Source organism: Streptomyces sp. NPDC043861 (genome assembly GCF_056435905.1).
Genome location: NZ_JBWKDP010000013.1, coordinates 14,455 through 40,929, shown reverse-complemented (window position 1 = coordinate 40,929; position 26,475 = coordinate 14,455). Strand labels below are relative to the sequence as shown.

Sequence of the window (26,475 nt, the reverse complement as noted above, 5' to 3'; positions counted from 1 at the left end):
CAGGCCGTGGCGCGCGCGTCGCCGGCGACTCCCGGCGACGCGGGTTCTCCCGCCTGTGCGGCCATGGGCGGCCGGGGGCCGGCGCAGCGTCCCTATTCCGGTGCGCCTTGCGCCGGTGCCCCCTCCGCACCGAGGCGTTCCCGGTGCCCTGCCAGGAGCCGTTCCCTGGTGCGGTCGTCCTGGGCGGCCTGCGCCGCGGTCCAGGCGAGCGCGACGGCTCCCTGCAACAGTGCACGGTCGGCGCCGGGCGTCACGCACGCCGCGGCGAACTCGGGCTGATGGTTGACCGCGTCCCCGCAGTCGATGGCGATGCTCGGATGCACGCTGGGCAGGGTCCGGCTCACATTGCCCATGTCGGTGCTGCCGGTGGGCATGGTGCGCTCCTCCTCCCTGGACACCAGGGGGCGGCCCAGTTCGACGGCTGCCGCCCGATAGGCCTCCACCAGGAAGGGGTCGTGCACCAGTTCGGCGTACGCGGGCGTGGACAGGATCTCGTGCGTGCAGCCCGTGGCGACGGCCCCGGCCTCGAAGCAGGCCTTGATACGGGCCTCGAGGCGACTCAGCGATTCCATGTCGGCTGCGCGCAGGTTGTAGAGGGCGCTGGTGTGGGCGGGCACCACATTGGGCACCTCGCCGCCCCGGGTGACGATGCCGTGCACCTGCTGCCTCGGCTCGAAGTGCTGGCGGCCCACACCGACGGCGACCTCGGCGACGGTCAGGGCGTCCGCCGCGTTGATGCCCAGGTGCGGGGCGAGCGCGGAGTGCGACTCCCGGCCGGTGTAACGGACTTCGAGCTCGACCAGCGCGAGCGGACTGGGGGCGCAGTTGTCCTCGGGGGCGGGGTGCACGAGCATCGCCATCGACACCTCGTCGAAGACCCCGGCCTCCAGCAGCGTTATCTTTCCGCCGCCCTCCTCCTCGGCCGGGGTCCCCACCACCAGGACGGTGATGCCGAGTTCGTCGGCCACGTCACGCAGCGCCAGGGCCGCGCCCACCGAGGACGCGGCGATGATGTTGTGTCCACAGGCATGGCCGAGGCCCGGCAGGGCGTCGTACTCCGCACACAGTCCCACCGTCAGCGGACCACTTCCGAAGCGGGCGGTGAACGCGGTCTCCAGGCCCCCGACGCCGGCTTCGACCTCGAATCCTTCCTTCCGCAGCAGGCCGCTCACCTTGGCCGCGCTCCGATACTCCTGAAATGCCGTTTCCGGCTCGGCGTGAATACTCCTCGACAGGGCGATCAGCTTTTCCTCGGCGCGGTTCACCGTGTCGCCGCAACGACGCATTGTCCGAGGCGAAATCCTCATCTGCACTTTTTCCTCCGGAATACCGGTAACAGGCTCGCCGGCAACTGTGGGGCCGGCAGCTGTGCGAGTCATCTATTTCCTACCGGAGCTGCGGGCGAAAAGCGAGACCAGTCAGGAGATTTGACATGGCTTCACTGACGTGGAACGTGCGCGCGGGAAGCGGGGAACTTTCCGTCGAGACAATGCCCTGGTCGCTGCTGCGGGCGACGGGTTTTCCGGTCGGTCTCCTGGACGGGCTCGCCTCCGCGGAGCTGCTCGACACCGCGGCCGGGGTGCTGGCGGCGGAGGACGCCGTGGCCGCGGAGCGCATGCGCTTCCTGGACGATCTCTGGCCGGGGCTGCGTGAGGCCGTACGCGACGTGGAACCGCGACAGCGCTCGCTGCGGGCCCTGCAGAGCTGCCGTCGGCTGGTCGAGGAGGGTGCACCCCTGGACGAGCGGTGCGCGGGGATTCTCGCAGCGACCGGGAGGCCGGACTGGGCCTCTGGCTGGAACACACTTGTTGCCGCCCTCGGCGAGCAACTGGAAGGAGCCCGGGACGAGTTCGGCGCAGCGCTGCACCGGGCCCGGCTGCGTACGGCGCAGGCCGCCGGCCTCGATGCCTTCGGGCACGCCGTGTTCGTGTCGAATCCGGCGTTCTTCCGCACCGCGCTCGAAACCCCGCCACTGGCCCATCCGGGGTGGGCCGACGAGCAGAACGGGGCCGTCCTGCCACGTGCTCTGCGCCGACGGGTGGACACCCTGCACCGCTATCTGCGCCGTTTCGCCACCAAGTGCGAGACGGTGTCGTTCTTCGGCCCGGTGCTCTTCGGCCGGCTGCTGCCGGAACAGGAGCAGGCCGTGCTCGTCGGCCCGCCGGGCCGGGAGAAGGTCGTGGTGGAGGCGAGTGCCTGGCTCGTGGAGCAGCTGCGGGAGACGGCCGCCCGCGAAGTCCCGCTGACGCTCCAGCACGTCTGGCCGAGCCCGCTCTTCCGGCAGCCGGATTCCTCCCGGGTACTGGAACGGGCCGTGGACGGCCGCAGGTTCAAGGTCGCCGCTCCCGCGCTGGCCCTGTGGCGCGCTGCCGCGGCCGGGCCGGGAAGCCGTCTGGACGTGCTCCTGGTCGCGGCCGGAGTCGCTCCCGGGCCCGGGTCGGCCGAGGCATCCGGGGAGTACGCGGCGAAGCTGGTGAAGGCGCTGGGGCCGGCCCTGGTCGTCTCACCCTGGCGCCTCCCCGCGACCGAGCTGCACGCACTGACCAGGCTGGCCGCCGATCACCCCACGGCGACGATCACCGAACTCGCAGAAGCCCGCGACAAGTACGCGGAGGCCGGTTGGCCCCAGCGTGCCGGGCACCTGTCAGCGGCACAGGGCGCCTGCGAACAGGTCGGCGGGGACGTCTCCCGCAACAGCGGTCAGCACTACGCCGACCGTGAGCTGTTCCACGAGGACAGGTCGAGCCCGCTGAGCGAGCGGGTCGGCTTCGGTGCACCCGTCGTCGACCGGATCCGCCAGGTCACACAGGCCGTGTTCCCCCTCTCGTTCCTCGCGGCCCTGCTGGCGCGGGAGGACGCCCGCGACGCGTTGCGTGACACGCTCCGGGGCGCTCCCGCCTCGCTGGCGGCGCTGGCCACCCGTGAGATTCCCGCACGCACGGACCGGCGGGACCGGCTGGATGCCGTGCTCCGCCGTCTGGTCGCACAGGCGGCCGAGGCAGTCGGCAGGGACGGTGGCCGTCCGCCCCTCGTCGAGCTGAGCCGGAGCGCACTGGAGGAGGCACTGGCGCCGCTGTGGGACACCGTGTCCTACGGTCCCGAGGACGCGTGCCTGCCCAGCCCGGACCTGATGGCCGCGGGTCCGGACCCGGCCACTGCCACCTGGGTGCTCTCCGAGATGCACGACGACTGCAGCTCCGTCTTCGGCGGTCTGGAACGGCCGCTGCACAGCGACCCGGACGGGCTGTGGGCGGAGTTCACCGGGCGGGTGGAACGCATCGTCCCCCCGGGGACGGCCGCGACCATCGTCTCCCGCCGGCGCAGCGCCCATGTGACCCCCGAACTGCCCGGCGTTGCCATTGAGTTGAGTGGTCTGTCGGACAAGGACCGTAGCGAGGTGGTGCCGATCGCCGAGGCCGTCGTCCCCGCCTCGGCGGACTCGGTGCTGGTCGGTGGACGGCGGCGGCTGCTGTACCCGGGGGATCTGTCGTCCACGCTGCACCGGGCCGTGTCCCGGCCCGCGCTGGTGCCGGTTCCGGTGGACCTCGGAACGTACACCCCGAGAATCGTGGCGGAAGGGGTCGTGCTGCAACGTGCGCGCTGGCGTGTGCCCATCCCGGAAAGAGCAGGCGACACGTTTGCGCAGTGGCTGGCCGTGCAGCGGCTTCGGACCTTCCACGGCATTCCCCGCCACGCCTATGTCAAGCACCCGGCCGAACCGAAGCCGCTTTACGTCGATTTCGCCGATCCGCTGTCGGTTCTCGACATCGCCCGGCTTCCCGAGGGGGAAGTCGTCGTATCCGAAATGCTGCCCACACCGGATGAGTTGTGGTGGCGGGTGGACGGCATGCCACATTGTGCCGAATTCCGTGTCGGCTGCCTTGTGCAGCCGACGGCGAACAATCCACTGAATCAAGAAGAGAGCGCATCATGACTGAGGACATCCGCATCACCTCCCTGGTGAGGGACGCCTACGACAAGTCCGCCGAGCAGTACGAGTCGGCAGGCCAGATGATCTTCCATCCGCTCGGCAAGATGGTGGCCGACCTGCTGGATCTGAAGCCGGGCGAGCGGGTGCTCGACATCGGCTGCGGGCGCGGCGCCTGTCTGTTCCCGATCGCCCATCAGGTCGGCCCCGACGGCCTGGTCCTCGGCATCGACCAGGCCCAGGGCATGGTCGACGCATGCGCCGCGGACATCAGTGCCCGCGGAGTGTCGGGCTGGGCCCGTACCGAGCTCGGCAACGCCCAGGACTTCGCCTTCGATGAGCACTTCGACGCGGCGAGCGCGGGCATGGTCCTCTTCCTGCTGCCGGAGCCGGAGAAGGCACTGGCCTGCGCCGCTGCCGCGCTCAGGCCCGGGGGCCGGTTCGCGGCCACGACGTTCCCCACCGAGAACGGCGGACTCGCCGCGGGCTGGGAGTCCGCGGAGATCCTCGCCGGGGTGCTGGCCGGGTACCTCCCCGAGGGCGTCGAGGACCCGTGGAAGGTCGTCCTCGGGCTCGGTGGCCCGCTGGTCTCGGAGGAGTCCACTGCGGCGGCCTTCCTGGACAGCGGCTTCAGCGACGTCCGGATACGTCATGTCCCGGCGAAGTCCCGCTTCGAGACGATCGACGACTACCTCGACTGGACCTGGACGGTCACCACGCGCATGCAGTGGGACCTGGTGCCCTCGGAGCGGGTGGCCGAGGCGACCGACGAAGCGCGCGAGGCACTGAGGGTCCTCGCAGGCCCCGACGGCTCCCTGGAGTTCTCCTGCCCGACCAGGACCGTTCTCGCCGTCCGCTGACGGCACGGCCACAACTGCCGACCAAGCACTGAGCACAAAGCCGAGAGGTGCGTTGACATGCCTACTGAGATGATCCGGCCGCTGTCCGAGCTGCTGGGTGGACACGCCGGCCGGATCGGGGACAAGGTCGCCTTCACCGACGCCCGACGCAGCGTCAGCTACCGCGAACTGGACCTGCGGACCTCTCGGCTCGCCGGGCATCTGGCCGCCCTGGGGCTGGAGAAGGGCGGTCGTGCGGCTGTCCTGATGGGCAACAGCGTCGAGGCTGTGGAGAGCTGTCTCGCCGTCATCCGGGCGGGCGGCGTCACAGTGCCGCTCAACCCGCAGGCGTCCGACGCCGAGCTGGACCATTTCCTGGACGACAGCGGGGCGTCGGTGGTGCTGTGCGATCCGGCGCGGCTGGATCAGCTGCTGCGCGTGCTGCCCGGCCGCCCCCGGCTGCGGATCGTGCTCACCGGTGATGCCCCACCACCGGAGCACGCGCCCCTGGACGTCGCCGGATACGAGGAACTGGCGACCGCCGAGCCGGAGGGACCGGCCCCCGAGGAGAATCCGCTCGACGCCCCCGCGTGGATGCTCTACACCTCGGGCACCACAGGCCGGCCCAAGGGCGTCCTCTACTCCCTGCGCAGCTCTCTGTGGCTGGTGGCGTCGTGCCATGTACAGGTCCTCGGGATGACGCAGGACGACCGGCTGCTGTGGCCGATGCCGCTCTTCCACGGGCTGGGCCAGAACCTGTGCGTCATGGGTGTGACGGCCGTGGGTGCCAGTGCGCGGCTCATGAGCGGTTTCGCCTCCTCCGAGGTGCTGGACGCGCTGCGCGAGGACGGGGTGACGTTCCTCGCCGGTGTGCCCACGACGTACCACTATCTGCTGGACCGCTCGCGCGAGGAGGACACCGCTCTCCCGGCGCTGCGGCTCGGATTCGTGGCGGGCTCGGCCGGCGGTGCTTCCCTGGGCACCCGCTTCGAAGCGGCCTTCGGAGTCCCCCTCGTGGACCAGTACGGCTCGACCGAGACCGGCGCGATCACCTCCAACGCACCGGCCGGTGCCCGGGTCGCCGGATCGGCCGGACCTCCCGTTCCGGGTGTGGGCATTCGTCTCGTCGATGCCAGGTCCGGCCGGGACGTGCCCACCGGGGAGGAGGGCGAGGTCTGGGTCAGCGGGCCCAACCTGATGCTGGGCTATCACGGACAGCCCGATGCCACCGCCGAGGTGCTGCGCGACGGCTGGTACCGCACGGGCGACCTGGCCCGCCGGGACGCCCTGGGGCATGTGACCCTGACCGGCCGGATCAAGGAGCTGATCATCCGGGGCGGCGAGAACATCCACCCCGTCGAGATCGAGGAAGTACTGCTCGGTGCGGCGGGCGTGGCCGACGTGGCAGTGGGCGGCGAGCCGCACGACGTCCTCGGCGAGGTGCCCGTCGCCTATGTGGTGCCGGGCCCCGAGGGCGTGGACGCGGAGGCGTTGTTCGCACACTGCCGCGGGCGTCTGTCGTTCTTCAAAGTGCCGGAGAAGCTGTACGCCGTCGAGCGCGTGCCCCGGACCGCCTCCGGGAAGATCACCCGGCATCTGCTGGCGGACGCGGGCCCCCGGCTGCTCGGTGTGGCAGCCGGTGCCGCGCCCTCCACGCAGTCCGGTGACGCGGACGAGGGTGACCCGGGCGAGTGGGCGCGGCGGCTGTCCGCCATGACGGCAGCCGAGCGGACCCGCACGGTCCTCGAACTGGTCCGCACCGAAGTGGCCGGCGCCCTCGGCATCGAGTCGTACGAACAGATCGCCCCCGCACGGCCCTTCGTCGACCTCGGGCTCGGCTCACTGGCCGTCGTGGCGGTGGGGCAGAGGCTGTGCGCCGCGACCGGGCTCCGGCTCCCGGCGACGGCTGTGTTCGACCACCCGACGCCGGCTGCGTTCGCGGACCGGCTGGTCGCGGAGCTGAACACCGCATCCGGCACCCGCTCGACCACAGCCGCTCCCTTGGCCACCGGCGTCGCCCGGTCCACGGACGAGGACGAGCCGATCGCGATCGTCGGCATGGCCTGCCGGTTCCCCGGCGGGGCGGAGTCACCGGAACAGCTGTGGGAGCTGATCGCCGAGGGACGGGACGTCACCTCGGACTTCCCGGACGACCGGGGGTGGCCGCTGGACACCCTGATCGACCCCGACCCCGACCGGCCGGGAACCAGCTATGCGTCCCGCGGTGGCTTCCTGACCGACCCGTCCGCTTTCGATGCAGGATTCTTCGGCATCAGCCCTCGTGAGGCCACCGCGATGGATCCGCAGCAGCGACTGCTGCTGGAGGTGGCGTGGGAGGCCTTCGAGCGGGCGGGCATCGATCCGACCCGACTCGCCGGCTCACAGACCGGCGTCTTCGTCGGTACCAAGGGTCAGACCTACAGCACGCTCGCCGCGCCCGGGTCCGAGTACGAGGGCTATCTCGGCTTCGCCACATCGGGCAGTGTGATGTCGGGCCGGGTGTCCTACACCCTGGGCCTTCAGGGCCCCGCGATCACCGTGGACACGGCCTGCTCCGCCTCGTTGGTGGCCCTGCACCTGGCCTGCCGTTCCCTGCGCTCCGGCGAGTCACGGCTCGCGCTCACGGGCGGTGTCACGGTGATGGCCACCCCGGACGACATGATCACGTTCAGCAGGCAGCGCGGCCTGGCCCCGGACGGCCGGGTGAAGGCCTTCGCCGAGGCGGCGGACGGGACGGCCTTCGGAGAGGGGGCGGGCGTCCTGCTGCTGGAACGGCTCTCGGACGCGCACCGGGCCGGCCACCAGGTGCTTGCGGTGATCAGGGGCAGCGCCGTGAACCAGGACGGCGCGTCCAACGGGCTCACCGCGCCCAACGGCCGCGCGCAGCAGCGGGTGATCCGCCAGGCTCTCGCCGATGCGCGTGTGGCCGCCACGGAGGTCGACCTCGTCGAGGCCCACGGCACGGGCACCACGCTCGGCGACCCGATCGAGGCCGAGGCGATCCTCGCCACATACGGGCAGGGCCGGTCCTCGGAGCGGCCGCTCTGGCTGGGGTCCGTCAAGTCGAACATCGCGCACACCCAGGCCGCGGCGGGCGTCGCGGGCGTCATCAAACTGGTGCAGGCGATGCGGCACGCGGTACTCCCGGCGACCCTCAATGTCGACCGGCCCTCCCCTCACGTCGACTGGACGTCGGGAGAGGTACGTCTGCTGACCGAGGCACGAGCCTGGGCGGCCGACGGGGCACGCCCGCGGCGCGCCGGCGTGTCCTCCTTCGCCATCAGCGGCACCAACGCCCATGTCGTCCTGGAGGAAGCGCCGCCCTCACCCGCCGCCCCGGACGAGGGTGTTCCCCCACGCCCCCACGCCGCCGTGCCGTGGCTGCTGTCCGCCAAATCGCCCGCCGCGCTGCGCGAACAGGCCCGCCGCCTGGAGTCCTTCCTGCGGGCAGCGCCCGAGTTCCGCCCCGCGGACGTGGGCCGGACCCTGGCGCTTTCCCGGGCCGGCCTGGAGCACCGGGCCGCCGTGGTCGCCGACGACCCGGAAGGGCTGCTGCGCGGCCTGGGCGCGCTCGCCTCCGGCAAGCCTGCGGCCGGGCTGACCGCGGCGCTCGCGGGGGCCGGCCGGACCACCGCGTTTCTCTTCACGGGTCAGGGTTCCCAGCGGACGGGCATGGGCCGCGGACTGTACGAGGCGTTCCCCGTGTTCGCCGACGCGCTGGACACCGTGTGCGAGCATCTCGCCCCGGAGGTGAGGGAGCTGCTGCTCGCCCCTGCCGGGGCGGCGGACGACGGCCGTATCCACCGCACCGCGTTCGCCCAGCCGGCTCTGTTCGCCCTGGAGGTGGCCCAGTTCGGGCTGCTGCGGTCCTGGGGGGTGCGCCCCGACGCGCTCGCCGGTCACTCCATCGGCGAACTGGCCGCGGCGCATGTGGCCGGAGTGCTCTCGCTGCCCGATGCCGCCGGGCTGGTCACCGCCCGCGGCGAGCTGATGCAGGCGCTGCCCGGGGGCGGTGCCATGGTCGCCCTGGAGGCCACCGAGGAGGAGGTGCTGCCGCTGCTCGCAGGGCAGGAGTCCCGGATGGGGATCGCCGCCGTCAACGGGCCGCGGTCGGTCGTGGTCTCGGGCGACGAGGACGCCGTCTCCGGGCTCGCCGACACACTGACCGCCCGGGGCCGCAGGACCGGGCGCCTGACGGTCAGTCATGCCTTCCATTCACCGCGTATGGACGCCGTGCTGGAGGAGTTCCGGTCCGTCGCTCGTACGCTCGCCTTCCGTGCTCCGGCCGTTCCGATCGTCTCCACGGTCACCGGGGCGCCCGCGGGCGGGGAGCTGCTGACACCCGAGTACTGGGTCGGGCAGCTGCGCTCGACCGTCCGTTTCGCCCCCGCGGTACGGACCTTGCGCGACCAGGGCACGGACACCTTCGTCGAGTTGGGTCCCGACGGCGTACTGACGGCGCTGGTGCGCGACATCCTCGGCGACGACGATCACCACGCGCTGCCGCTCTCCCGTCGTGACCGGCCGGACGCCGGCACCGCGGTCGGCGTCGCCGCCGCGCTGCACACTCTCGGTGCCCCTGTCGACTGGGAGAAGTTCTTCGAGGGAACCGGCGCCGAGCACGTCACGCTGCCGACCTATGCGTTCCAGCGCAGGCGCCACTGGCTGCCGGTGACCACCGCCCCCGCCGCCGTGGCCGCACCGGCAGCCGTGGCGGAGCCGGCGACCCTCGGGGAGGCGGATCCGGCCGGGCCGGCACTCAAGCCCGGCCAGCAGCCGGCCGTTGCCGCCGCCCTCGCCGCCGGTCTCGCCGGGCTGGACGGGGAGAAGCAGCTCCTCCACATGATGGAGCAGGTGGCGGCCCGGGTGGCGGCCGTCCTCGGTCACGCCGACGCGGGCGAGATCGATCCCGATGTGCCGTTCCTGGACATGGGCGTCGATTCCCTGATGGCTGTGGAAATGCGCAACCAGATCAGCGACTTCTGCGGCGTCAGCCTGCGCCCGACCCTCGTTTTCGAGCATCCGACCCTGGCAGTCCTGGCCGACCATCTGCTGGCCAAGGTCCTCAGCGAGGCGTCCGCCGCAGCGGGTGCCGACGACGACACGGTGGACTTCGCCGCCGAGGTCGCACTCGCCGACGACATCGTCCCCGCCGACGAGATCATCCGGGTCTCGGACGACCCCCGGGAGGTGTTCCTCACCGGCGCGACGGGATTCCTCGGCGCCTTCCTGCTGCGCGATCTCCTGCGCACGACCCGTGCCACCGTGCACTGCCTGGTGCGCGGGGCCGATGAGGCGGAAGCACACGAGCGGCTGCGCAACAACCTGGAGTGGTACGAGTTCTGGGACGGCATCGACACCTCGCGGCTGTCCGTGGTCGTCGGCGACCTCACCCGGCCCCGGCTGGGTCTGAGCCCGGAACGCTTCGACGCCCTCGCCCGCAGCGTCGACGCCGTCTACCACGCGGCTGCGACCGTCAACGGTCTGTACCCCTACTCGGCGCTGAAGGCTGCGAACGTCTCGGGCACCGAGGAGATCCTGCGGCTGGCCGCCCGTCACCGGACCGTCCCCGTCCACCATGTCTCGTCCACGGGCGTGTTCGCCGCGGAGGCCGTGCCGGGGGTGGCCCTGAAGGTGTCCGATCCGCCCGGCCCGGCCGAGGCGTTGTCCTCCGGATACCGGCAGACGAAGCTGGTGGCGGAGCAGATCGTCGGCCTCGCCAGGGACCGGGGCCTGCCGGTCTCGGTCTACCGGGTCGACGAGATCTCGGGCGATTCGGAACGTGGCTTCTGCCAGACCCATGATTTCGTCTGGCTCAGTATGAAGGGCATCGTTCAGGCCGGAGCCGTACCCGCCGACCCTGCGGGCATCTTCCATCTGGTGCCGGTCGACCACGTGAGCGCGGCGATCCTGCGGCTGTCCCGCGACGCCTCCGCCGCGGGGCGCAACCATCACCTCGCGAACCGGAGTCATCTGCCGTTCTCCGAGATGACGGCCTCCCTGAGGTCCCTCGGCTACCGTCTTGACGAACTGCGCTGGGACGCCTGGGTCGAACGCATCCGGGCCGGCCGCGACAATGCGATGATCCCCATGATCGACGCGTTCGAGTCGACCATCCACAGCGGCCGCAACCACTATCTGACCGTCGACACCACCGAGACGCGGGAACTGCTGGCGGGAACCGGCATCGACTGCCCGCCGATGACGCGTGAACTCTTCGAGAAGTACGTGGAGTTCTTCGTCCGCGTCGGCTACTTCCCGCAGCCGGGCAGTGCGCCGGACGACGGCGGCGGAGCAGCCCCACGCGTGAGGGAGGCGACCCAGGACGACCTGCCACGGATGGCCGGCATCTGCTTCGACGCCTTCAACTCGCTGAACGCGTCACTGGGCCTTCCGCCCGAGTGGACCTCGGTGGATGCGGTGGCGGAGATGTTCCGGGACCGGCTCGCCGCACCCGGCTGTATCGCCCTGGTGGCGGTCGACGGCACGAACGCCGTGATGGGCTCCAACTTCCTCGTCCTGGGTGAGTCCGTGGCCGCCTTCGGCCCGCTCAGTGTGGCGCCCGCTGCACAGAGCGGCGGGGTGGGGCGGCTGCTGATGGACGAGGTGATCGCGGCGGCCGACCGTCTCGGCCGGGAGTCCGTCCGGGCCGTGCAGGTGACCAACAACCTGAGTGCCTACCGGCTGTACACGTCGCTCGGATTCGTACCCTGCGAGCAGCTCTCCGTGGTCGTCGGCTACGCACCGCCCACGCCCGGGAACATGGCGGGCCACGAGGTCCGTGCGATGACCGAGGCGGATGTCTCCGCATGCCAGGAGCTGTACCGGAGGGTCACCGGCCATACGCGGGACGGGGAGATCCATATGGCCGCCAAGCGGGCCTTCGCATGGTCGGCCCCGTACGTCGTCGTGGACCGTACGACCGGCGAGGTCTCCGGTTACACGACGGGACTGTCCGACCTGGGCCATCTGACGGCCGTCTCGGAGGCCGCGGTTCGCGCCCTGTACACGGGCGCCGGTGAACTGATGCGCAGGGACGCTCCGCACGGCCCCGCCCCTCGGCTGCGCATACCGGGCCGGCTGATTCCCGGAACGCTGAGCTGGGCCGTCCGGACACGGGGCATTTCACTGGAGCGGCTGGAGACGCTCGTCGCACGCGGCACGTACACGGCGCCGGAGGGCGGGGTGTACTGCCCGGGGCTGTCCTATTAGAACCGCATCGGGCCTCGTTCGCCCTGCTGCAGTGTGTTGCGTCCGGCGGCGCGTGAGCCGCGCGTACGCAGACACAGACAGCAGGGCGGCTGGGACCCGGCCGCACCTGACCATCCGTTTCGCACGTTCCGACGGCATGCACTCGCTGCTTGCTCTTCATCACCACGGCAACGGCACGGCAACGGCACGGCCATCGGCATGAACCGGCGGCCCGGGCTTCGTCGACGACGAGGCCCGGGCAGTCCCCTCGCGATGTGACGACCTGCCCGCATCGCGCATCGGCCCTGGCCACAACCGTCCCATTGGCCGGGCACGCGGTGGCGTGCGCGTTCCGTCGGATGATGCAGCCGCGGCTCGGCCGCACGGCGGTGGCCGCCCACGGTGCGCAGACCGAGAGTTCCGGCCCCGCACCGCGTCGACCGGAACGTGCCACGTCGACCGGAAACGGGTTGCGCAGGGCGCTCACCCGACCCGTTGGGCAGCCCCCGGCGTGCCGGAGAGGACACAGGGGCCCGGCCACCGTCCACGGTGGCCGGGCCCCGCGCAGTCCCGGTGCGTCAGACTGCCCCCACCGGCACGTCGTCCCGCGTGGAACGGTCGGTCCTGGGGACGGCCAGCAGGGTGATCACCACGCCGAGCAGGGCGAATCCGGCTCCGACGGCGAATGCCAGCCGGAAGCCCTCCGTCATCGCGTCCGCCGTGGCGGCCGCGTCGGGCCGCCTGCCTTCCAGGAGTTCGCCGATGCGGGCGTTGGCCACCGAGGAGAGCACCGCGAGACCGAGCGCACCACCGATCTGCTGCGTCGTGTTGATGAGACCCGAGGCAAGGCCCGACTCCTGCGGTGTCACACCGGCGACGGCGACGATCGTCACGGGCACGAAGGAGAACCCGAGTCCCAGCGCCGCGACGACCGAGGGAAGCAGAACGTCCCCGGCGAATGTGCCGTCGGCCGGGATACGGGTGAACAGCAGCAGCCCTGCCGCGGTGAGCACCAGGCCGGCGAGGAGGATCGGCCTGGGCCCGACCTTCGTCACCAGCTGCGAGGCCACACCGGCAGCGATGATGCTCGCCACCGAGAAGGGAAGGTAGGAGAGCCCCGCCTCCAGGGCGGAGAAGCCGAGGACCTGCTGGAGGTAGAGCGAGATGAAGAAGAACATCGACAGCAGCGCGGCACCCACCAGCAGGGAGACCATGTTGGCGCTGGAGAGATTGCGGTTGCGGAAGATGCGCAGCGGCATCACCGGGTGCTTCACGACACGCAGTTCGACCACAGCGAAGGCCAGCAGCAGGGCGACGGACAGCACCAGCAGGCCGATGGTCCGGGTGGAGCCCCAACCTGCCCGCTCGGCATCCACGAGGGCGTAGACGAGCACGCTGAGGCCGCCGGTCACCAGTGCGGCACCGGCGAAGTCCACCCCGGTGCGTTCGTGACCACGGCTCTCGCGGACCAGCCGCGGGGTGAGGGCGGCCGCCGCGACACAGATCGGTACGTTGACGAACATCACCCACTCCCAGCCCGCCCACTGGGTGAGCACGCCTCCGAGCAGTACGCCGATGGCGCCGCCCGCACCGGCGAGCGCACCCCAGATACCGAGGGCCTTGTTGCGCTCGGCGCCTTCGGTGAAGGTCGTGGTGACGATGGACAGCGCCGCCGGCGCGATGATCGCGGCGCCGAGGCCCTGGCCGGCGCGTGCGGCGATCAGCCAGCCCGCAGTGGGTGCAAGGCCTCCGAGCAGCGACGCCACGGAGAACAGGCCGAGGCCGGTCATGAACACCCGGCGCCGCCCGAGCAGATCGGCGGTCCGGCCGCCCAGCAGCAGGAAGCCGCCGAAGGCGAGGGCGTAGGCGTTGACGATCCACTGGACGTCGGAGTCGCCGAAGTGCAGGTCCCGCTGGATCGAAGGCAGGGCGACATTCACGATCGAGGCGTCGAGGACCACCGTCAACTGGGCTGCGGCCAGGACGACAAGCGCCTTCCAGCGCAGAGGATCCGGCGATAACGCCGAAGTGGGAGGCGTGGCCATGGTAGGGATACGCTCCTGTGGGTTAAAGTGGTAAGCGGAATCGGATGTCCGATTCCGGAACGACGATACGGAAGCGCGGTTCCCCTTGTCAAACACCCCACCCCCTTCCAGGACACCGGCCGGCGGCAAACTGCGTTCCGACGCCGCCCGCAACCGGCTCAAGGTGCTCGACGCGGCACGGGCCGCGTTCTCCGAGTCGGGCCGGGACGCACAGATGGGCGACATCGCCCGCCGGGCGGGAGTCGGCGTCGGAACGGTCTACCGCCACTTCCCGACCAAGGAGTCGCTGGCGGAAGCGATCGTGGAGCACCGCTTCCAGCAGACCGTGGACTTCCTGCGGGACGAGGTCCTTCCCGACCCGGACCCCTGGCACGGCCTCACCCGCTCACTGGAATTCTGCGCGCTCATGCAGGAGCAGGACCGCGGTTACGCGGAGACCGTCACGGCGATGGTCGGCGGCAGCACGTTCGACGAGAAGGCGATCGCCGAACTCAACGAACTCACCGGCAAGGTGCTGGGGCGCGCCCAGGCCGAGGGCTCGGTGCGCGCGGATCTCACCGTGGCGGACATGTCACCGCTGTACATCGGCCTCTGCCATGTCGTGCAGGCGGGTGTCGTCGACTGGCGCCGCTATCTGCGCATCATCCTCGACGGCCTGCGCCCACAGCCGGACCGGGCGTCCTGAAGCAGGACGGACCGACTACCGGTCGAGTTGGCGTATAAGCCGATGGGTCACGATGTCGACGCTGGTTGCAGGTGCCGCGTCCCTGCGCCCGCGCCGGACAGGAATTCGCGAGCCCCGCGCAGCCTGGTTCGGAGCAGGTGCTGGGTTCCGCTGCTGTCCAGGCGTACGTCCAGTGGTCCGGGGACGCGCGCGTCCGCCCGTCGGCCGGCAGACAGAGTCGAGGTGTCGAGGCCGTCGCGGCGGGCGATCAGGATCGAGGCCGCATTGATCACCACACGGGGCTGCACTTCGTCGAGGACCGAGGCGATCCCGTCGCGATGGCGGAGGTCAAGAGACAGCCAATTGACCCCGGGGAAGCGACCGGGGTCCCTCGCGAAGGTCCCGGCAACGGAGTACCCGGAAGCGGTTGCTCGTCCTACGACTTCCCCGCCGAGGAAGCCGCCGGCGCCAATGATGAGCAAGGTCATGACCCGCCACACCATGCCGGGAAGGTTCACCCACCAGGGCGGGACCGTCGGGCAGTGTCCGTGATGTCCAGTACTCCGGCTGGAGCCCCCCGGCGCGACCTCGCGTCACGGCAACGAGCGTGTGAGCCAGACCACTTCACCGTTGTCTTCCGTGGAGACGTGATCCCGCTCGAACCCGAGCTTCTCAAGGACACGGAGCGACGGTGTGTTCCAGGCGCCGACGGTCGACCAGAGCCGTTTCCGCCCGGTCGCGGCAGCGGCATCGAGCACCGCACCGGCCGCCTCGGTGGCGTAGCCACGCCCATGCACGCGCTGGAACAGCTCATACGCGATTTCAGGCTCCTCCACGGTGGAGCGGCCGATGATCAGCCCGCAGTAGCCGATGAAGTCGCCTTCGTCACGGCGCTGGATGGGCAACAGGGCGATCCCCGTAGTCGCCGTCGCGGTGAGCAGCTCCGCGATGGACGTCCGGATGTGCTCAACCGTGGGCGTCCCCTTGCCGCGTTCAGACAGGAGGGCGCAGAACTCGGCGGCGTCCGACTCGGCCCACGGCCGCATTGTCAGCCGCTCGGTCTCAAGGTGGAACTGCATCGTCTCGTATGTGGACACGCCCCTACTCTGCCCCACGGGTCACCACGAACCACTGCTGGGGTATCAAGGGCTGCACAATTCCTCAACTCCTTGTGGCCCGGCGCGCGGCGTCGGATGCATGGGGTCTCCCCGGGCCCGCCAGGGCCGAGGGGAAGCATCGCAAGGCGGAGGTCGCCCTCGTACCGGGCGCATTCGGGCGACCCGACAACGCGGCGAGACGCCACAGCTGTCGTCGTGCGCCCGCCGGGCGACTGCGGAACAGCCCCTGGCTGTTGGGAGTGCTCGGCCGGGTCGTCACCGCGCTCGGGCGCGGCGGGGACGTCTGCGTCGCGCAGGGCGAAATCAGGCGGGACGGGATCGCCCGCGGATCCGCGTACCGAACTCGGCCGCCCTGCCTGCGACCCGGGGCCCGCACCGCCGGGGGTATCGGCGTTCTGCGGCCGGCGGTACGGACCGACTGGGGTGTCAGGCCCACGTCTGGGAGTAGTAGTCCCGGTAGTTCCTGCGGCCCTGGGCCGACTGGATCCAGCGGCTGGCGATCAGCAGGAGCAGACTGGCCGCGACCACGGCGAGGCCCGGTCCGACGGCTCCCAGGGGGCCGAGCCCGTCCGCGATGTCGGTAACGATTCCGGGCCCGGCAGCCTCTGCCGGCGGGGCGGGCGCGCCGGGGTCCCCGGGCCCTCCGGGCTGGGCTGCGGACGACGGCGGATCCGCCGGAGCTTCCGGCTGCCGGCTCGCACCGGAGCCGTCTCCTCCGGGTGAAGGCCTGCCGATCAGGCTCACACCGAGTTCCCCCATCGCCTTGACGGCCGGCTGGAAGAACGTGACACCGCCGGTCGTGCAGTCGCCGTTGCCCCCCGAGGTGACACCGAGCGCCAGTCCTTGTGCGAACAACGGGCCTCCACTGTCCCCGGGTTCTGCACAGACCGTGGTCTCGATCAGTCCGGTGACCGTGCCCTCCGGATAGTTGACCGTCGCATTCAGCGCGGTCACCTGCCCCGAACGGAACCCCGTTGTGCTGCCGCTGCGGAAGACCTGCTGCCCGACCACGGCATCGGCTGCGCCGACGATCCGCACCCCTCGGCCGCCGCCGATCGTCACGACGTCGGCACCTTCGAGGGACTGGCCCTCGTCGTACTGCACAAGAGAGAAGTCCTGGCCCGGGAAACTGGAGGCGACGGTCGTGCCCACCCGGCCGTCCCTCTGGCGGTTGCCGAACCACGGGGTGCCGACGGAGCCGCAGTGGCCGGCCGTCAGGATGAAGGAGTTGCTTCCGTCGGTCACGTTGAAGCCCGCGGAGCAGCGGCTGTTGCCTGCGAACAACGGGGCGGCCGCGTTCAGCCGTGTGGTGAAGGTGCCCTTGGTCCGTTCCATCTGCACATAGCCGCCGATCCGCTCGGCGACGTCGGACAGGCGTGACCAGTCCGCTGCGGACACCGTGCTGTCGGCCCGCACCACGACCTTGTTCGACGCGTAGTCGACCGCCCAGGCGGTCCCACTCACGCGCGGCTCCGCGCCCAGGGCTGTCGTGGCCGAGCGGAGCCTGTCCATGCTCTGGTTCACGACTTTGACCTTGGCTCCGGTCCGCCGTACCTGCTCCGCCGCGTCCGTGTCGGTCACCGCGACGACGCGGCGGCCGTCATCCCCCGTCCAGCTGCCCGCGGTCCGGGCCGTGCCGAGCCGTGAGACGAGTCGCGTGATCGGATCGTCGGCCTGTGGGCTGCCGACGGCAACCGGGCCTGGAGTCGTCGGTTCACCCGCCATCGCGTCGGAGACCATCAGCGAGCCGAACACCAGCCCGCCGACCGCCGCGAGCCGGACGATCCGCTGGAGGTTCCGTCGTGCGTGCCTCATCCGCGGCCCCAAGGTTGTACTGACACGGTGTCACCAGCTGTGCGGGGCCCCGGAAACCAGGGCCCCGACTTCTATACGCGCCGGCGCTCCGTGCTGTTCATCCGGCGCCGCACCCGGCAGGGGCGGGCAGGCCGGAAGGGGGATGCGTTCGGGGGACTCACTCGACGGTCGTCGACCGGGGGACTCACTCGACGGTCGTCGAACTGAGCACCGGACTGGGCGACGGGTAGCAGGACGTCGGCACATTGACCGGGAAGAACACGACGGTCACACCGGCGGTGAAGGTGAGACCGGGGTCGCTGTAGCTGCTGCCGGCGAGCTGCGTCGTGACGGTCGTACCGGCCGCTCCGGCCTTCAGGTCCAGGTGGACTGCGGGCAGCGTGAAGGTGCTCCCGCCCTTGATCGGGCCGGGCACGGTCATGACGATGGTGCTGCCCGTCACCGCGATGCTCGGTACGCCGGAGCCGATCCCGGACCCGCCCGAGAGCGACTGCCCCGTCAGGGTCGCATGGGCAGGTACCGGCATGCTCAGTTTGATGTTGCTGATGGATTTGACCGCGTACCCGCTGACCGAGCCGGGCACGGTGATCGCGGAAGGAGCGAGAGTGGCCTTGAAGTCGCTGCCCGCGGCCACCGACTCGGGGGCTGTGGCGTTGACGCCGGTGGCGACGTCGAGACTCTGCGGACCACCGATGGGCGGGGTGGCCTGACAGGCGAATGTGAGGGGCGTTTCGGCAGCCGAGGCGGGGCCCCCGGCGATGCCGACGAGCGCCAGACCGGCGGCCAGTGCCATGGGTAATCGCGTGCGTGTGAAGGCTGATCTCATTCTCACCCTCCTGGGGCGTCATGAGTCCGATCCGGCTGCCCTCGGCGGACCGGGCACCCGGGATCCTGAATTCGCCGCATGAAGTGCGTTTCCGGGAGACTGCCCGAACCGGCAGATCAACGGTTCCGAGCGCTCCCGCTTCGCGCGCGGAGTTGACAGATGCATGTCACCACGCGGTGGTTCCGAAGTCCAGGGGCATGCACGGCCCGTCCGAGGGCCGGGAAGCGACGGGCGAAGCCCGCACATCTGAAACGGGGCGGGCCGGCCTCCCAGCGGCACGCCGAGCCGATTCCGGGACCGGCCGGAAGTCAGCGACCAGGGCGTTCCAGGAGGCCGGGCAGGTCCGCGAAGGAATCCAGGACGTGGTCCGGCGTACCGGAGGCCGCCCGGTGCGTCTCGGGCCGGTACTTGCCCGTCCGGACAAGGACGCCGGTGAGCCCGTTGTGCTGGGCGGCGAGCACGTCGGACTCGATGTCGTCGCCCACCATCAGCGTCTGCGCGGGCTCGGCACCGAGCCGGCCCAGGGCGGCGGCGAAGAAGGGCGCGGCGGGCTTGCCGGTCACCTCGGCCTCGACGCGGGCAGCGCGTTCCAGTCCGGGCAGAAAGGCCCCGGTATCGAGCTGGAGCCCGGCCTCCGTACGCCAGTACAGATTGCGGTGCATGGCGACCAGGTGCGCGCCACGCTGAAGATGGGCGAAAGCGCGGTTGAGGGTCGCGTACCCGAACTCCGGCCCTGCGCCCCCGATGACGACCACGTCCGCCGCCACGTCGTCATCGGGGTCCATGAGGGTGACGCCCTCGAGGTCCTCGTCGATGTCGCCGCTGTTGATCAGCAGGCACCGCGCACCGGGATGGTGCTCGGTGAGATACGCGGCGGTCACGGCGGGCGCAGTCAGGATGTCGTCGACGGAGACGGGGAAACCGGCCTCCGCCAGGACCGTCGCGATGGAGGCCCGGGTCCGCGACGTGGTGTTGGTGAGCAGCGCCAGCGGAATGCCCGCCTCCCGCAACCACCCGACCGCCTCGACGGCACCGGGCAGCGGTTTCCAGGACACCGTGAGCACCCCGTCGATGTCGATCAGGACAGCGCCGACCTGTTTCATGAGGTGACCGTACCGAGGGGCGGCGGCAGGACAAAGCAGCACCGGCCGGTACGGGGAGCGGACGGGCCCGCTCCCGGATTCACGGATACGATCGTAACGGGTCGATTCACGCCCCCATGCGCGCAGAATTCGCTTCCCTGTGAACAGGAGAGCGGTGATCGCAGATGAAGAGACCCCTGTCGCCTCCGCGTGAGGGGACCACGTCCGCCTGGGTGGTCGAGCGCCCGGCTCCGGTCTCCTCCTCCGCGCCACTGCGCCTCGTGGAGCGCCCGACCCCGGAGCCAGGGCCGCACGAGCTGCTGCTGCGCATCCGCGCATGCGGGGTCTGCCGCACGGATCTGCATCTGGCCGAGGGAGACCTGCCGCCTCGCAGACCGCGCTGTACACCGGGCCACGAGATCGTCGGCGAGGTGGTCGCGACCGGGACGTGCGTACAGGACACGGCCGTTGGCGACCGGGTGGGAGCGGCCTGGCTGGCTGGCACGTGCGGTGAGTGCCGCCACTGCCGCACCGGACGGGAGAATCTGTGCCCGGGCTCGCGTTACACGGGCTGGGACGTCCATGGCGGTTTCGCCGACCGCACCCTCGTGGATGCACGCTATTCCTACCGCCTCCCGGACGGATGGAGCGACGAGGACGCGGCACCGCTGCTGTGCGCCGGCATCATCGGCCACAGGGCGCTCCAGCGGGCCGATCTGCCGGCCGGCGGCACGCTGGGCATCTACGGATTCGGAGCCTCCGCGCATCTGACGGCTCAACTCGCCATCGCCCGGGGCGCCCGCGTCCATGTCGTCACCCGCTCACCCCGGGCCCAGGAACTGGCACGTGAGCTCGGCGCGGCGACCGCCGGAGCCGGCGCACCCCCGGACCCGTTGGATGCCGCGATCCTCTTCGCACCGGCGGGAGGCCTGGTTCCGGCGGCGCTCGAGGCCCTGGACCGAGGCGGCACCCTCGCCATCGCGGGGATCCATCTGAGTGCCATGCCCCCGCTCGACTACGCACGGCATCTGTTCCAGGAACGGACCCTCCGCAGCGTCACCGCCAACACCCGTGCGGACGGCCGCGCCTTCCTCGCCGAAGCGGAACTGCTGCGCCCCACCGTGCGGGTGACGCGCTACCCCATGCGGCGGGCGGATCACGCCCTGGCCGATCTGGCGGCCGGACGGATCACCGGCGTGGCCGTGCTCGTCGCACAGTGATAACCGCCGACCGGCCGAAGCGCCCGGCGCCGAAGGGGCATTTCCGGAGAGGTTCCGGAGAGGCGCACGCATTCCCGGGAACGCGCCATCGAATTCTCCATGACGCGACATCCGGCCGGCCGACGGTGACCCCGACGAGACGGGCCGGCTCCACCGGAGCCGGCCCTGTCGCCTACCGCGCCCGTGGGGCAGCTGCCCACTACCAGCGGTACCAGCGCCCCCGCCGCCCCCCGTGCCCCACGGGGCGCACGACGAATCCGAGCAGCCACAGAACGAGAACGCATACGGCTATCCACCACAGGGCCTTGAGCGCAAAACCGGCGCCGAAAAGAATCAGCGCGAGAAGAAGAACGAGCAACAAGGGGACCACAATTACCCACCTCCGAGAATTCGTGTGACCTTCGTGTGCCCTGAGTCGGGGAATTCATACGCACCCCGCATCCGGCACGACCTGTACGCGCATCACCCGCACCGGTCCGCACCCGCCGGACGTCGACCCCGCCGGTGGACGCGGCGGCCGCGCACCCTCCGGCCCGCCCCATCCGCCACTGTTGCCTGCACTCGACTCCTCGTACGGCGAGGTCCGGGAACTCCCCCGTGCCCGGCGCCTGCAGGCCCGGCGCGCAGGGGGCGCCACGCTCGAAGCCGCGGTTGCCCCGGCTCGGGGAGGGGCCACTTCGTCCCATCGGGACTTCCCGGCTCACCTCGTCCGTTCCCGGTGAATGCACCGCCCGACCGGCCTCCTGGGCCACGGGGAGGCCGGATTCGGGGATGCCGTGTCCGACCGGCTCCGCGCCCGGCCGTCGCTGTCCGGGCGCCGCCCATCACTCGCGCACCTGCTGGGCATCAGGGCACCCTCGACCCCTGGTTCGGGCGTGGCCCGAACCAGGGGTCGAGGGTGGAGGAGAGGCCGCCTCAGCCCGAGCGAACACGCACACAGGGTTCCGCTGGACGAGGCCCCGGAGTCCGACGGCGGATCAGGCGGTCTCGAGCATGCCTTCCCGCAGTTTCCTGATGATGCGGGCAAGCAGCCGGGAAACATGCATCTGGGAGACGCCCAGGCGCTTGCCGATCTCCGCCTGGCTGAGTTCGTCGACGAACCGCAGATGGATGATCAGGCGTTCGCGCTCGTCGAGCCGGGTGATCAGCGGGGCCAGATCATGGAAGTCCTCGACGAGTTCCAGCCCCGGTTCCTCCTGGCCGATGAAGTCGGCCAGGACGGCTTCCCCGTCGGTGCTGTCGTCACCGCTCAGGGCCGCGTCGAGGGAGGCGGAGTGGTAGCCGTTGGAGGCCTTGCGGGCCTCGATCACGTCTTCCTCCGACAGACTCATCAGTTCCGACAGCTCCCGGACCGTCGGCATGCGACCCAGCCGGGTCCGCAGTTCCTCGGTGGCCTTCGCCAGTTCGACCCGTGCTTCCTGAAGACGTCGTGGCACATGGACGGCCCACGTGGTGTCACGGAAGAACCGCTTGATCTCCCCGACGATGTACGGGACGGCGAAGGAGGTGAACTCGACCTCCCGGGACAGTTCGAACCTGTCGATGGCCTTGATCAGCCCGATGGTGCCGACCTGGACGATGTCCTCCATCTCACCGCTGCCGCGGTGCCGGAACCGGGAAGCCGCGTATTTCACCAGCGACAGATTGATCTCGATGAGGGTGTTGCGCACGTACTGGTACTCGTGCGTTCCCTCCTCCAGCTGGGCCAGGCGGTGGAAGAAGTCGCGCGAAATGCCCCGGGCGTCCGCCGGTTCGACGGTGCGGGGGTCCGCGATCCGAGGCAGTTCGGACCCGCATCCGGTGACAGAAGTCCGAGTCGCGTCCGTTGCCTTCGCTCGTGCCGTCGTCGCTACCGTCACGGCTGCCATGCTGCGCCCACCCCATCTCGTTCGGGCCCGCAATGCGCGGGTAACCCGCGACTACCCCCGTTCCGCCACTGCATGCATCGAAGGTACGTTGACTCCGCGTCAGACTTCTCTGCGACGTCACCGGACCACATCCGCCACACCCGACCACCTTCACCGACCGGCCTGTTGATGGTGATGAATGCGGTCTTCTGGGTAAACGGTGGTGAAGACCGGTGACCGCGGTGACCCTGCCCGCAGGCCGTCACGCGTTGCCGGAGTTGGAGACGCTGCGCACGGCGTTGGCCGTGTGGGGACGGCCGCCACCGGGCCGTCGTGGATGCGTGTACGGGGGTGAACGTGTCGCCGAACGATGTTGCGGACGAGGAGCAGCGGCCGTCCCTGCTGTCGGTGCCGTCGTGTGCGGCCGATGCCCGTGACCGGGTCGAACAGCTTCTGCACGAGCATTTCGGTCAGGGGTCAGGAGCCGGTCGCGCCGGCGCGGCGCTCACCGACGCGCTGCTCGTCACCTCCGAGCTGGTGACCAACGCCATCCGCCACGGCGGTGGCGTCCTGGACTTCTCCGTCCGTGTGACGGACGGCGGGCTCCTTCTCTCGGTCAGCGACCACAGTGACCGGGCGCCGGTCGCACGGCGGCATGCGAGCGCCCCCGACTTCCCGCTCGGCGGCTATGGGTGGCCTCTGGTCCAACGTCTCGCCTTGAGGGTCGACATCACACCCCGGCGCGGCGGTGGAAAGACCATCAGCGTCCTGCTTCCCCTGGACTGACCGCAACGAGACGGCCGGACCACGCCCCTGAGGCGCCCGATGCCGGAACGACACGGTCCGGATGCTGCACAGGGTTTCTGCCCGGGCCGGGGCTCTCCGGCCCGGGCCCTCCTGTGCCCCGGGGCATGACCGGGCATACTCCCTCCATGGACGTGAGCCCTGAAGATCAGTCCCCGTTCACCCACGGAACCGGACGGACCACCGTCGGACCGGCCGTCGCCCGGTATGCGCTCGGCGGACTCCAGGTGATCTCCGCGCGCGGCGATCTTGACCTCAGTACCCTCACCCCGCTCACGGAGGCCCTCACCGAAGCGTCCGCAGCGCATCCCACAGTGATCCTGGACGCGTCCGGCATCTCCTTCGCGGACTCGAGCTTCCTCAATCTGGTGCTGCGCATCCACCAGCGCACCGATCTGCGCATCGCCGCCCCTCAGGCACAGCTGCTGCGACTGCTCGAGATCACCGGGGGCGACATGGTCCTCGACGTGCGGCCGACGGTGGATGCCGCGGCCGCCGCCTGAGCCGCCCCGGACGGAAGGGCCGTGGGACGCATGCCACAGGTTTGACACGGGCCGGAACGGTCAGGCGAAAGACCACGGACCCGTCGCAAACGATGACGCGATTGCCGGGCCCGCTGCCCTCCCTCCGCGGCGGGCCCGCGGTTCTTGAACAGCCCGGAGAGACGCCCGGGCGGCCGACAGAGACGGACGCAGAGGTGTTGGAGTGTGTCTACTGGTGAACTGAACGTACCTGTGCGCATGGAGATACCCGTCCCGAGCAGCCCGGCACAGGCACGCAAGCGAGTGGAGATTCTGCTGTACGACGAGTCGGGGTCACCGCGTGCAGCCGTCGCGCACAGCACCCCGGTGGGCGATGCCCTGCTCGTCACGTCCGAGCTGGTGACGAATGCCTTCCGGCACGGCGGCGGCATCACGAATTTCGAGGCCGAGGTGACGGACGAGGGACTCCGCGTGAGCGTCGGGGACCGCAGCGACGAGTTGCCGCGGCTGCCGGACCGCGCCGACGGGGGCGACCGGCTCCGCGTAGGCGGTCACGGCTGGCGCCTGGTCCTCGCCCTCGCACAGAGCATCGCGATCACCCGGAATGCCCACGGCGGCAAACGCATCACCGCTCTTGTGTCACTGAGCTGAGCCGGCTGAGCACGGCGACGTGTCGTACCCCTCGGGAATGCAGTTCGGGGTGTTCCCGAGGGGTACGGCTCTGCAAGTGGCTCCTACGGTGTCGGCGCCGTGGCCGCGGTGAAGCCCGGTGGCACACGCCTGGTCCGGGGGCTCGACGACCCCACCGGGCCGCCGTACCCGGCGCGCCCGGTCCGTCAGCGGTGCTCGGCGCTCAGGCCTGAAGCGGCGAGTCGTCCTCGGGCAGGGCCCCGGACGGCAGCCGGTGGCGAGCAGCGGTGAGGGCTGCGTCGACGTCACGCGTGCCGGTGGATACGCACAGGGTGTAGGCGATGTCGTTCATACGGCGCCGGACTTCGGGGCTCCCGGCCTCGGCATGCAGCACATGAAGGGTTTCGTACTGCTCGACGAGATTCCTCAGAACCGCGGGGTGAGCCATCAGCACCAAGGGGCTCCTTTCGCTCCGGGGATTTCAGGTTTCCTGTGTGTCGGACGCTGGCCCTGTTACCCGCATTTCTCCTCGGCACACAACCCGGTCCCGAAATTCCTGACCGCGGGCAGGAATGAGGCCGGGAACGAGGAGGAAAGGGCCGGGAGCTTCCGGATCTCGCGGAACGCGGTCCCACCGGCGATATTGACGGTGGGACCGCAGCGCATCACTGCTCCGCATCGATTCCGGTGATGACCGGATCTCCGAGAGGTGCCTCCGCCGCCGAGAGGCCCGCGGACCGGAGTGCCTCCACCGCCAGATCACGGGCCTTGCCCTCGGCCGACGCATTGTCGTCCGCCTCGACCTCGAGGCGGAGACTGAATGCGGACGAGTCCCCGTAGAAGGTGAGAATGTCAAGATCCTCCGCGGCACCGAAATCGGTGCCCCGTGGATCTGCCGGCTTGAGCGCGCGGACAAGCTCGGTGCGGGCCTCTGCGGTCAGCTCCCTGAGAAGGGTGCCGGGAATGGTGACGACATAGACGGTCATGGATGATGAGCCTGCCCGATCGTGGCCGGAACACGCATCAGGCGGGCGGGCCTCCCACCCCAGCGGCGCACGCTCGGGCGCGACTCCCGGCCGAAATCCGCCGACGACGGGCTTCCGCCCTGCACGGCAGCAAGCCCTCAGGGTTGGCGCGGTGGCGGGATAGGGTTGTTGTGCGGCGAAGACCGCGACCACGGACTCGTCTGCACGGCAGCCGGTCGCCGACTGCAGAAGCCGGGCGCTCCGGATGTCCGGGGCCACCGGCCGGTGAACAGGCGGCCGGAGCGGTTGCCGCGACGTGCTGCGGACGACGGGTACGAAGGGAGTCCAGCAGGCCATGCGCACCTACCACGTACAGAACACGTTTCACCGAGGCTGTCGATGCCGCACCGCTTTCCGGACCGGTCCGGACGTGAGCGGTCGGTGCGGTCGTACTCCGCCGGCCGCAGACTTCTGAACCGGGGTGCGTCTGCCATGGGTGCGAACTCCGACTCCGCGTCTCCCCGGCGCCGGCCGTGCAAGTCGCCGGAACGGGCACAGGACCTCATAGAACTTCTGGAATTGCTGTGGGAACGCGGCCGGGACATGGTGCCGTCGTCGCCCGTGTCCGCTTCCCAGCTTCGTGTGCTGTACAGCCTGGATCGCGTGGAGGGAATCAACCTGCGAACCCTCACCGAGCTGTTGGGCTCCACGCCACCCTCGGTCAGCAGGCTGTGCGACCGTCTCGAGGCGCTGGGGTTCGTCCGGCGGCGCCCGAGCCAGGTGAGCCGACGTGAGTTGCAACTGCATCTCACGAGCAAGGGCAGGACCTATCTGGCCGAGCTCCGGTCCAAGCGCGAGCACGCGCTGCTCGAGGTCGTCGCCACGATGACGCCGTCCGCCCGCGCAGCTCTGCTGAAAGGGCTGGCAGGGTTCCACGACGCAGTGGGCAGCACCGGGGAGCAGCCCGGTCGCCCCGCGCCCGAGAGACGAAGACGCTCGGCCTGACATCGCCCCGGCCT

General features: G+C 70.6%; 20 protein-coding genes. 9 read left to right on the top strand and 11 right to left on the bottom strand.

The window, feature by feature from the left end:
- Positions 1-92 precede the first annotated feature (92 nt).
- Entirely contained in the window at positions 93-1,307 is a 1,215-nt protein-coding gene (locus AC068D_RS26550) for a M20 family metallopeptidase (RefSeq protein ID WP_478825585.1), read from the bottom strand.
- Positions 1,308-1,432: 125 nt separating this feature from the next.
- On the opposite strand from AC068D_RS26550, the gene AC068D_RS26545 reads away from it, so the two are divergent.
- The 3 genes from AC068D_RS26545 to AC068D_RS26535 are packed head-to-tail and all read left to right on the top strand — an operon-like array spanning position 1,433 to position 11,979.
- On the top strand, positions 1,433-3,934 hold the full coding sequence (locus tag AC068D_RS26545; protein ID WP_478825584.1) for a hypothetical protein: 2,502 nt from the start codon (positions 1,433-1,435) through the stop codon (positions 3,932-3,934).
- Complete coding sequence (locus AC068D_RS26540) at positions 3,931-4,788, top strand: class I SAM-dependent methyltransferase (protein WP_478825583.1); 858 nt, start codon at positions 3,931-3,933, stop codon at positions 4,786-4,788. Before AC068D_RS26545 ends, AC068D_RS26540 begins: the two co-directional genes overlap by 4 nt.
- 57 nt (positions 4,789-4,845) lie before the next feature.
- A complete protein-coding gene (locus AC068D_RS26535; protein WP_478825582.1) occupies positions 4,846-11,979 on the top strand; it encodes a thioester reductase domain-containing protein in 7,134 nt (2,377 codons plus the stop codon).
- A 557-nt stretch (positions 11,980-12,536) separates the two neighbouring features.
- Here the strand turns inward: AC068D_RS26535 and AC068D_RS26530 are convergent.
- Positions 12,537-14,003: an MFS transporter gene (locus AC068D_RS26530; RefSeq protein ID WP_478825581.1), complete on the bottom strand. Its 1,467-nt coding sequence runs from the start codon at positions 14,001-14,003 to the stop codon at positions 12,537-12,539.
- Positions 14,004-14,088: 85 nt separating this feature from the next.
- Between AC068D_RS26530 and AC068D_RS26525 the strand changes: the two genes are divergently transcribed.
- The gene (locus AC068D_RS26525; RefSeq protein WP_478825580.1) at positions 14,089-14,688 is read left to right on the top strand and encodes a TetR/AcrR family transcriptional regulator; all 600 of its coding nucleotides are present in this window, start codon (positions 14,089-14,091) and stop codon (positions 14,686-14,688) included.
- Positions 14,689-14,735: 47 nt separating this feature from the next.
- Here AC068D_RS26525 and AC068D_RS26520 read toward each other — a convergent pair whose 3' ends face one another.
- From AC068D_RS26520 to AC068D_RS26500, 5 genes are all read right to left on the bottom strand, one after another.
- Positions 14,736-15,155, bottom strand: a complete 420-nt coding sequence (locus tag AC068D_RS26520) for a sugar nucleotide-binding protein (protein WP_478825579.1) — start codon at positions 15,153-15,155, stop codon at positions 14,736-14,738.
- A gap of 105 nt (positions 15,156-15,260) precedes the next feature.
- Positions 15,261-15,764 carry a GNAT family N-acetyltransferase gene (locus tag AC068D_RS26515; protein WP_478825578.1) on the bottom strand — a complete coding sequence of 168 codons (504 nt, stop codon included), beginning with the start codon at positions 15,762-15,764 and terminating at the stop codon, positions 15,261-15,263.
- A gap of 447 nt (positions 15,765-16,211) precedes the next feature.
- A complete protein-coding gene (locus tag AC068D_RS26510) occupies positions 16,212-17,600 on the bottom strand; it encodes a S1 family peptidase (protein ID WP_478825577.1) in 1,389 nt (462 codons plus the stop codon).
- Between the two features lie 184 nt (positions 17,601-17,784).
- A complete protein-coding gene (locus tag AC068D_RS26505; RefSeq protein WP_478825576.1) occupies positions 17,785-18,426 on the bottom strand; it encodes a cyclase in 642 nt (213 codons plus the stop codon).
- 308 nt (positions 18,427-18,734) lie between these two features.
- Positions 18,735-19,529 (bottom strand): HAD-IIA family hydrolase, encoded by a 795-nt coding sequence (locus tag AC068D_RS26500; protein ID WP_478825575.1) that lies wholly within the window; start codon positions 19,527-19,529, stop codon positions 18,735-18,737.
- A gap of 164 nt (positions 19,530-19,693) precedes the next feature.
- Here AC068D_RS26500 and AC068D_RS26495 point away from each other — a divergent pair, with 164 nt between their 5' ends.
- On the top strand, positions 19,694-20,728 hold the full coding sequence (locus AC068D_RS26495; protein ID WP_478825574.1) for a zinc-binding alcohol dehydrogenase family protein: 1,035 nt from the start codon (positions 19,694-19,696) through the stop codon (positions 20,726-20,728).
- Between the two features lie 199 nt (positions 20,729-20,927).
- On the opposite strand, the gene AC068D_RS26490 is transcribed toward AC068D_RS26495, so the two are convergent.
- Together AC068D_RS26490 and AC068D_RS26485 are read right to left on the bottom strand one after the other, a co-directional pair.
- Complete coding sequence (locus AC068D_RS26490) at positions 20,928-21,098, bottom strand: hydrophobic protein (RefSeq protein WP_478825573.1); 171 nt, start codon at positions 21,096-21,098, stop codon at positions 20,928-20,930.
- A gap of 607 nt (positions 21,099-21,705) precedes the next feature.
- Positions 21,706-22,596 (bottom strand): RNA polymerase sigma factor SigF, encoded by an 891-nt coding sequence (locus AC068D_RS26485; protein WP_478825572.1) that lies wholly within the window; start codon positions 22,594-22,596, stop codon positions 21,706-21,708.
- 336 nt (positions 22,597-22,932) lie between these two features.
- Here AC068D_RS26485 and AC068D_RS26480 point away from each other — a divergent pair, with 336 nt between their 5' ends.
- The 3 genes from AC068D_RS26480 to AC068D_RS26470 all read left to right on the top strand — a co-directional run bounded on the left by AC068D_RS26480 (position 22,933) and on the right by AC068D_RS26470 (position 24,512).
- Complete coding sequence (locus AC068D_RS26480; protein WP_478825571.1) at positions 22,933-23,361, top strand: ATP-binding protein; 429 nt, start codon at positions 22,933-22,935, stop codon at positions 23,359-23,361.
- Positions 23,362-23,507: 146 nt separating this feature from the next.
- Positions 23,508-23,882: an STAS domain-containing protein gene (locus AC068D_RS26475; RefSeq protein WP_478825570.1), complete on the top strand. Its 375-nt coding sequence runs from the start codon at positions 23,508-23,510 to the stop codon at positions 23,880-23,882.
- Positions 23,883-24,086: 204 nt separating this feature from the next.
- Positions 24,087-24,512 carry an ATP-binding protein gene (locus tag AC068D_RS26470; RefSeq protein WP_478825569.1) on the top strand — a complete coding sequence of 142 codons (426 nt, stop codon included), beginning with the start codon at positions 24,087-24,089 and terminating at the stop codon, positions 24,510-24,512.
- Between the two features lie 202 nt (positions 24,513-24,714).
- On the opposite strand, the gene AC068D_RS26465 is transcribed toward AC068D_RS26470, so the two are convergent.
- A complete protein-coding gene (locus tag AC068D_RS26465; RefSeq protein ID WP_478825568.1) occupies positions 24,715-24,945 on the bottom strand; it encodes a DUF5133 domain-containing protein in 231 nt (76 codons plus the stop codon).
- Between the two features lie 211 nt (positions 24,946-25,156).
- Positions 25,157-25,477 (bottom strand): hypothetical protein, encoded by a 321-nt coding sequence (locus tag AC068D_RS26460; RefSeq protein WP_478825567.1) that lies wholly within the window; start codon positions 25,475-25,477, stop codon positions 25,157-25,159.
- Positions 25,478-25,948: 471 nt separating this feature from the next.
- Between AC068D_RS26460 and AC068D_RS26455 the strand changes: the two genes are divergently transcribed.
- Positions 25,949-26,461, top strand: coding sequence for a MarR family winged helix-turn-helix transcriptional regulator (locus AC068D_RS26455; protein ID WP_478825566.1), 513 nt, complete (start codon positions 25,949-25,951; stop codon positions 26,459-26,461).
- Positions 26,462-26,475 lie beyond the last annotated feature (14 nt).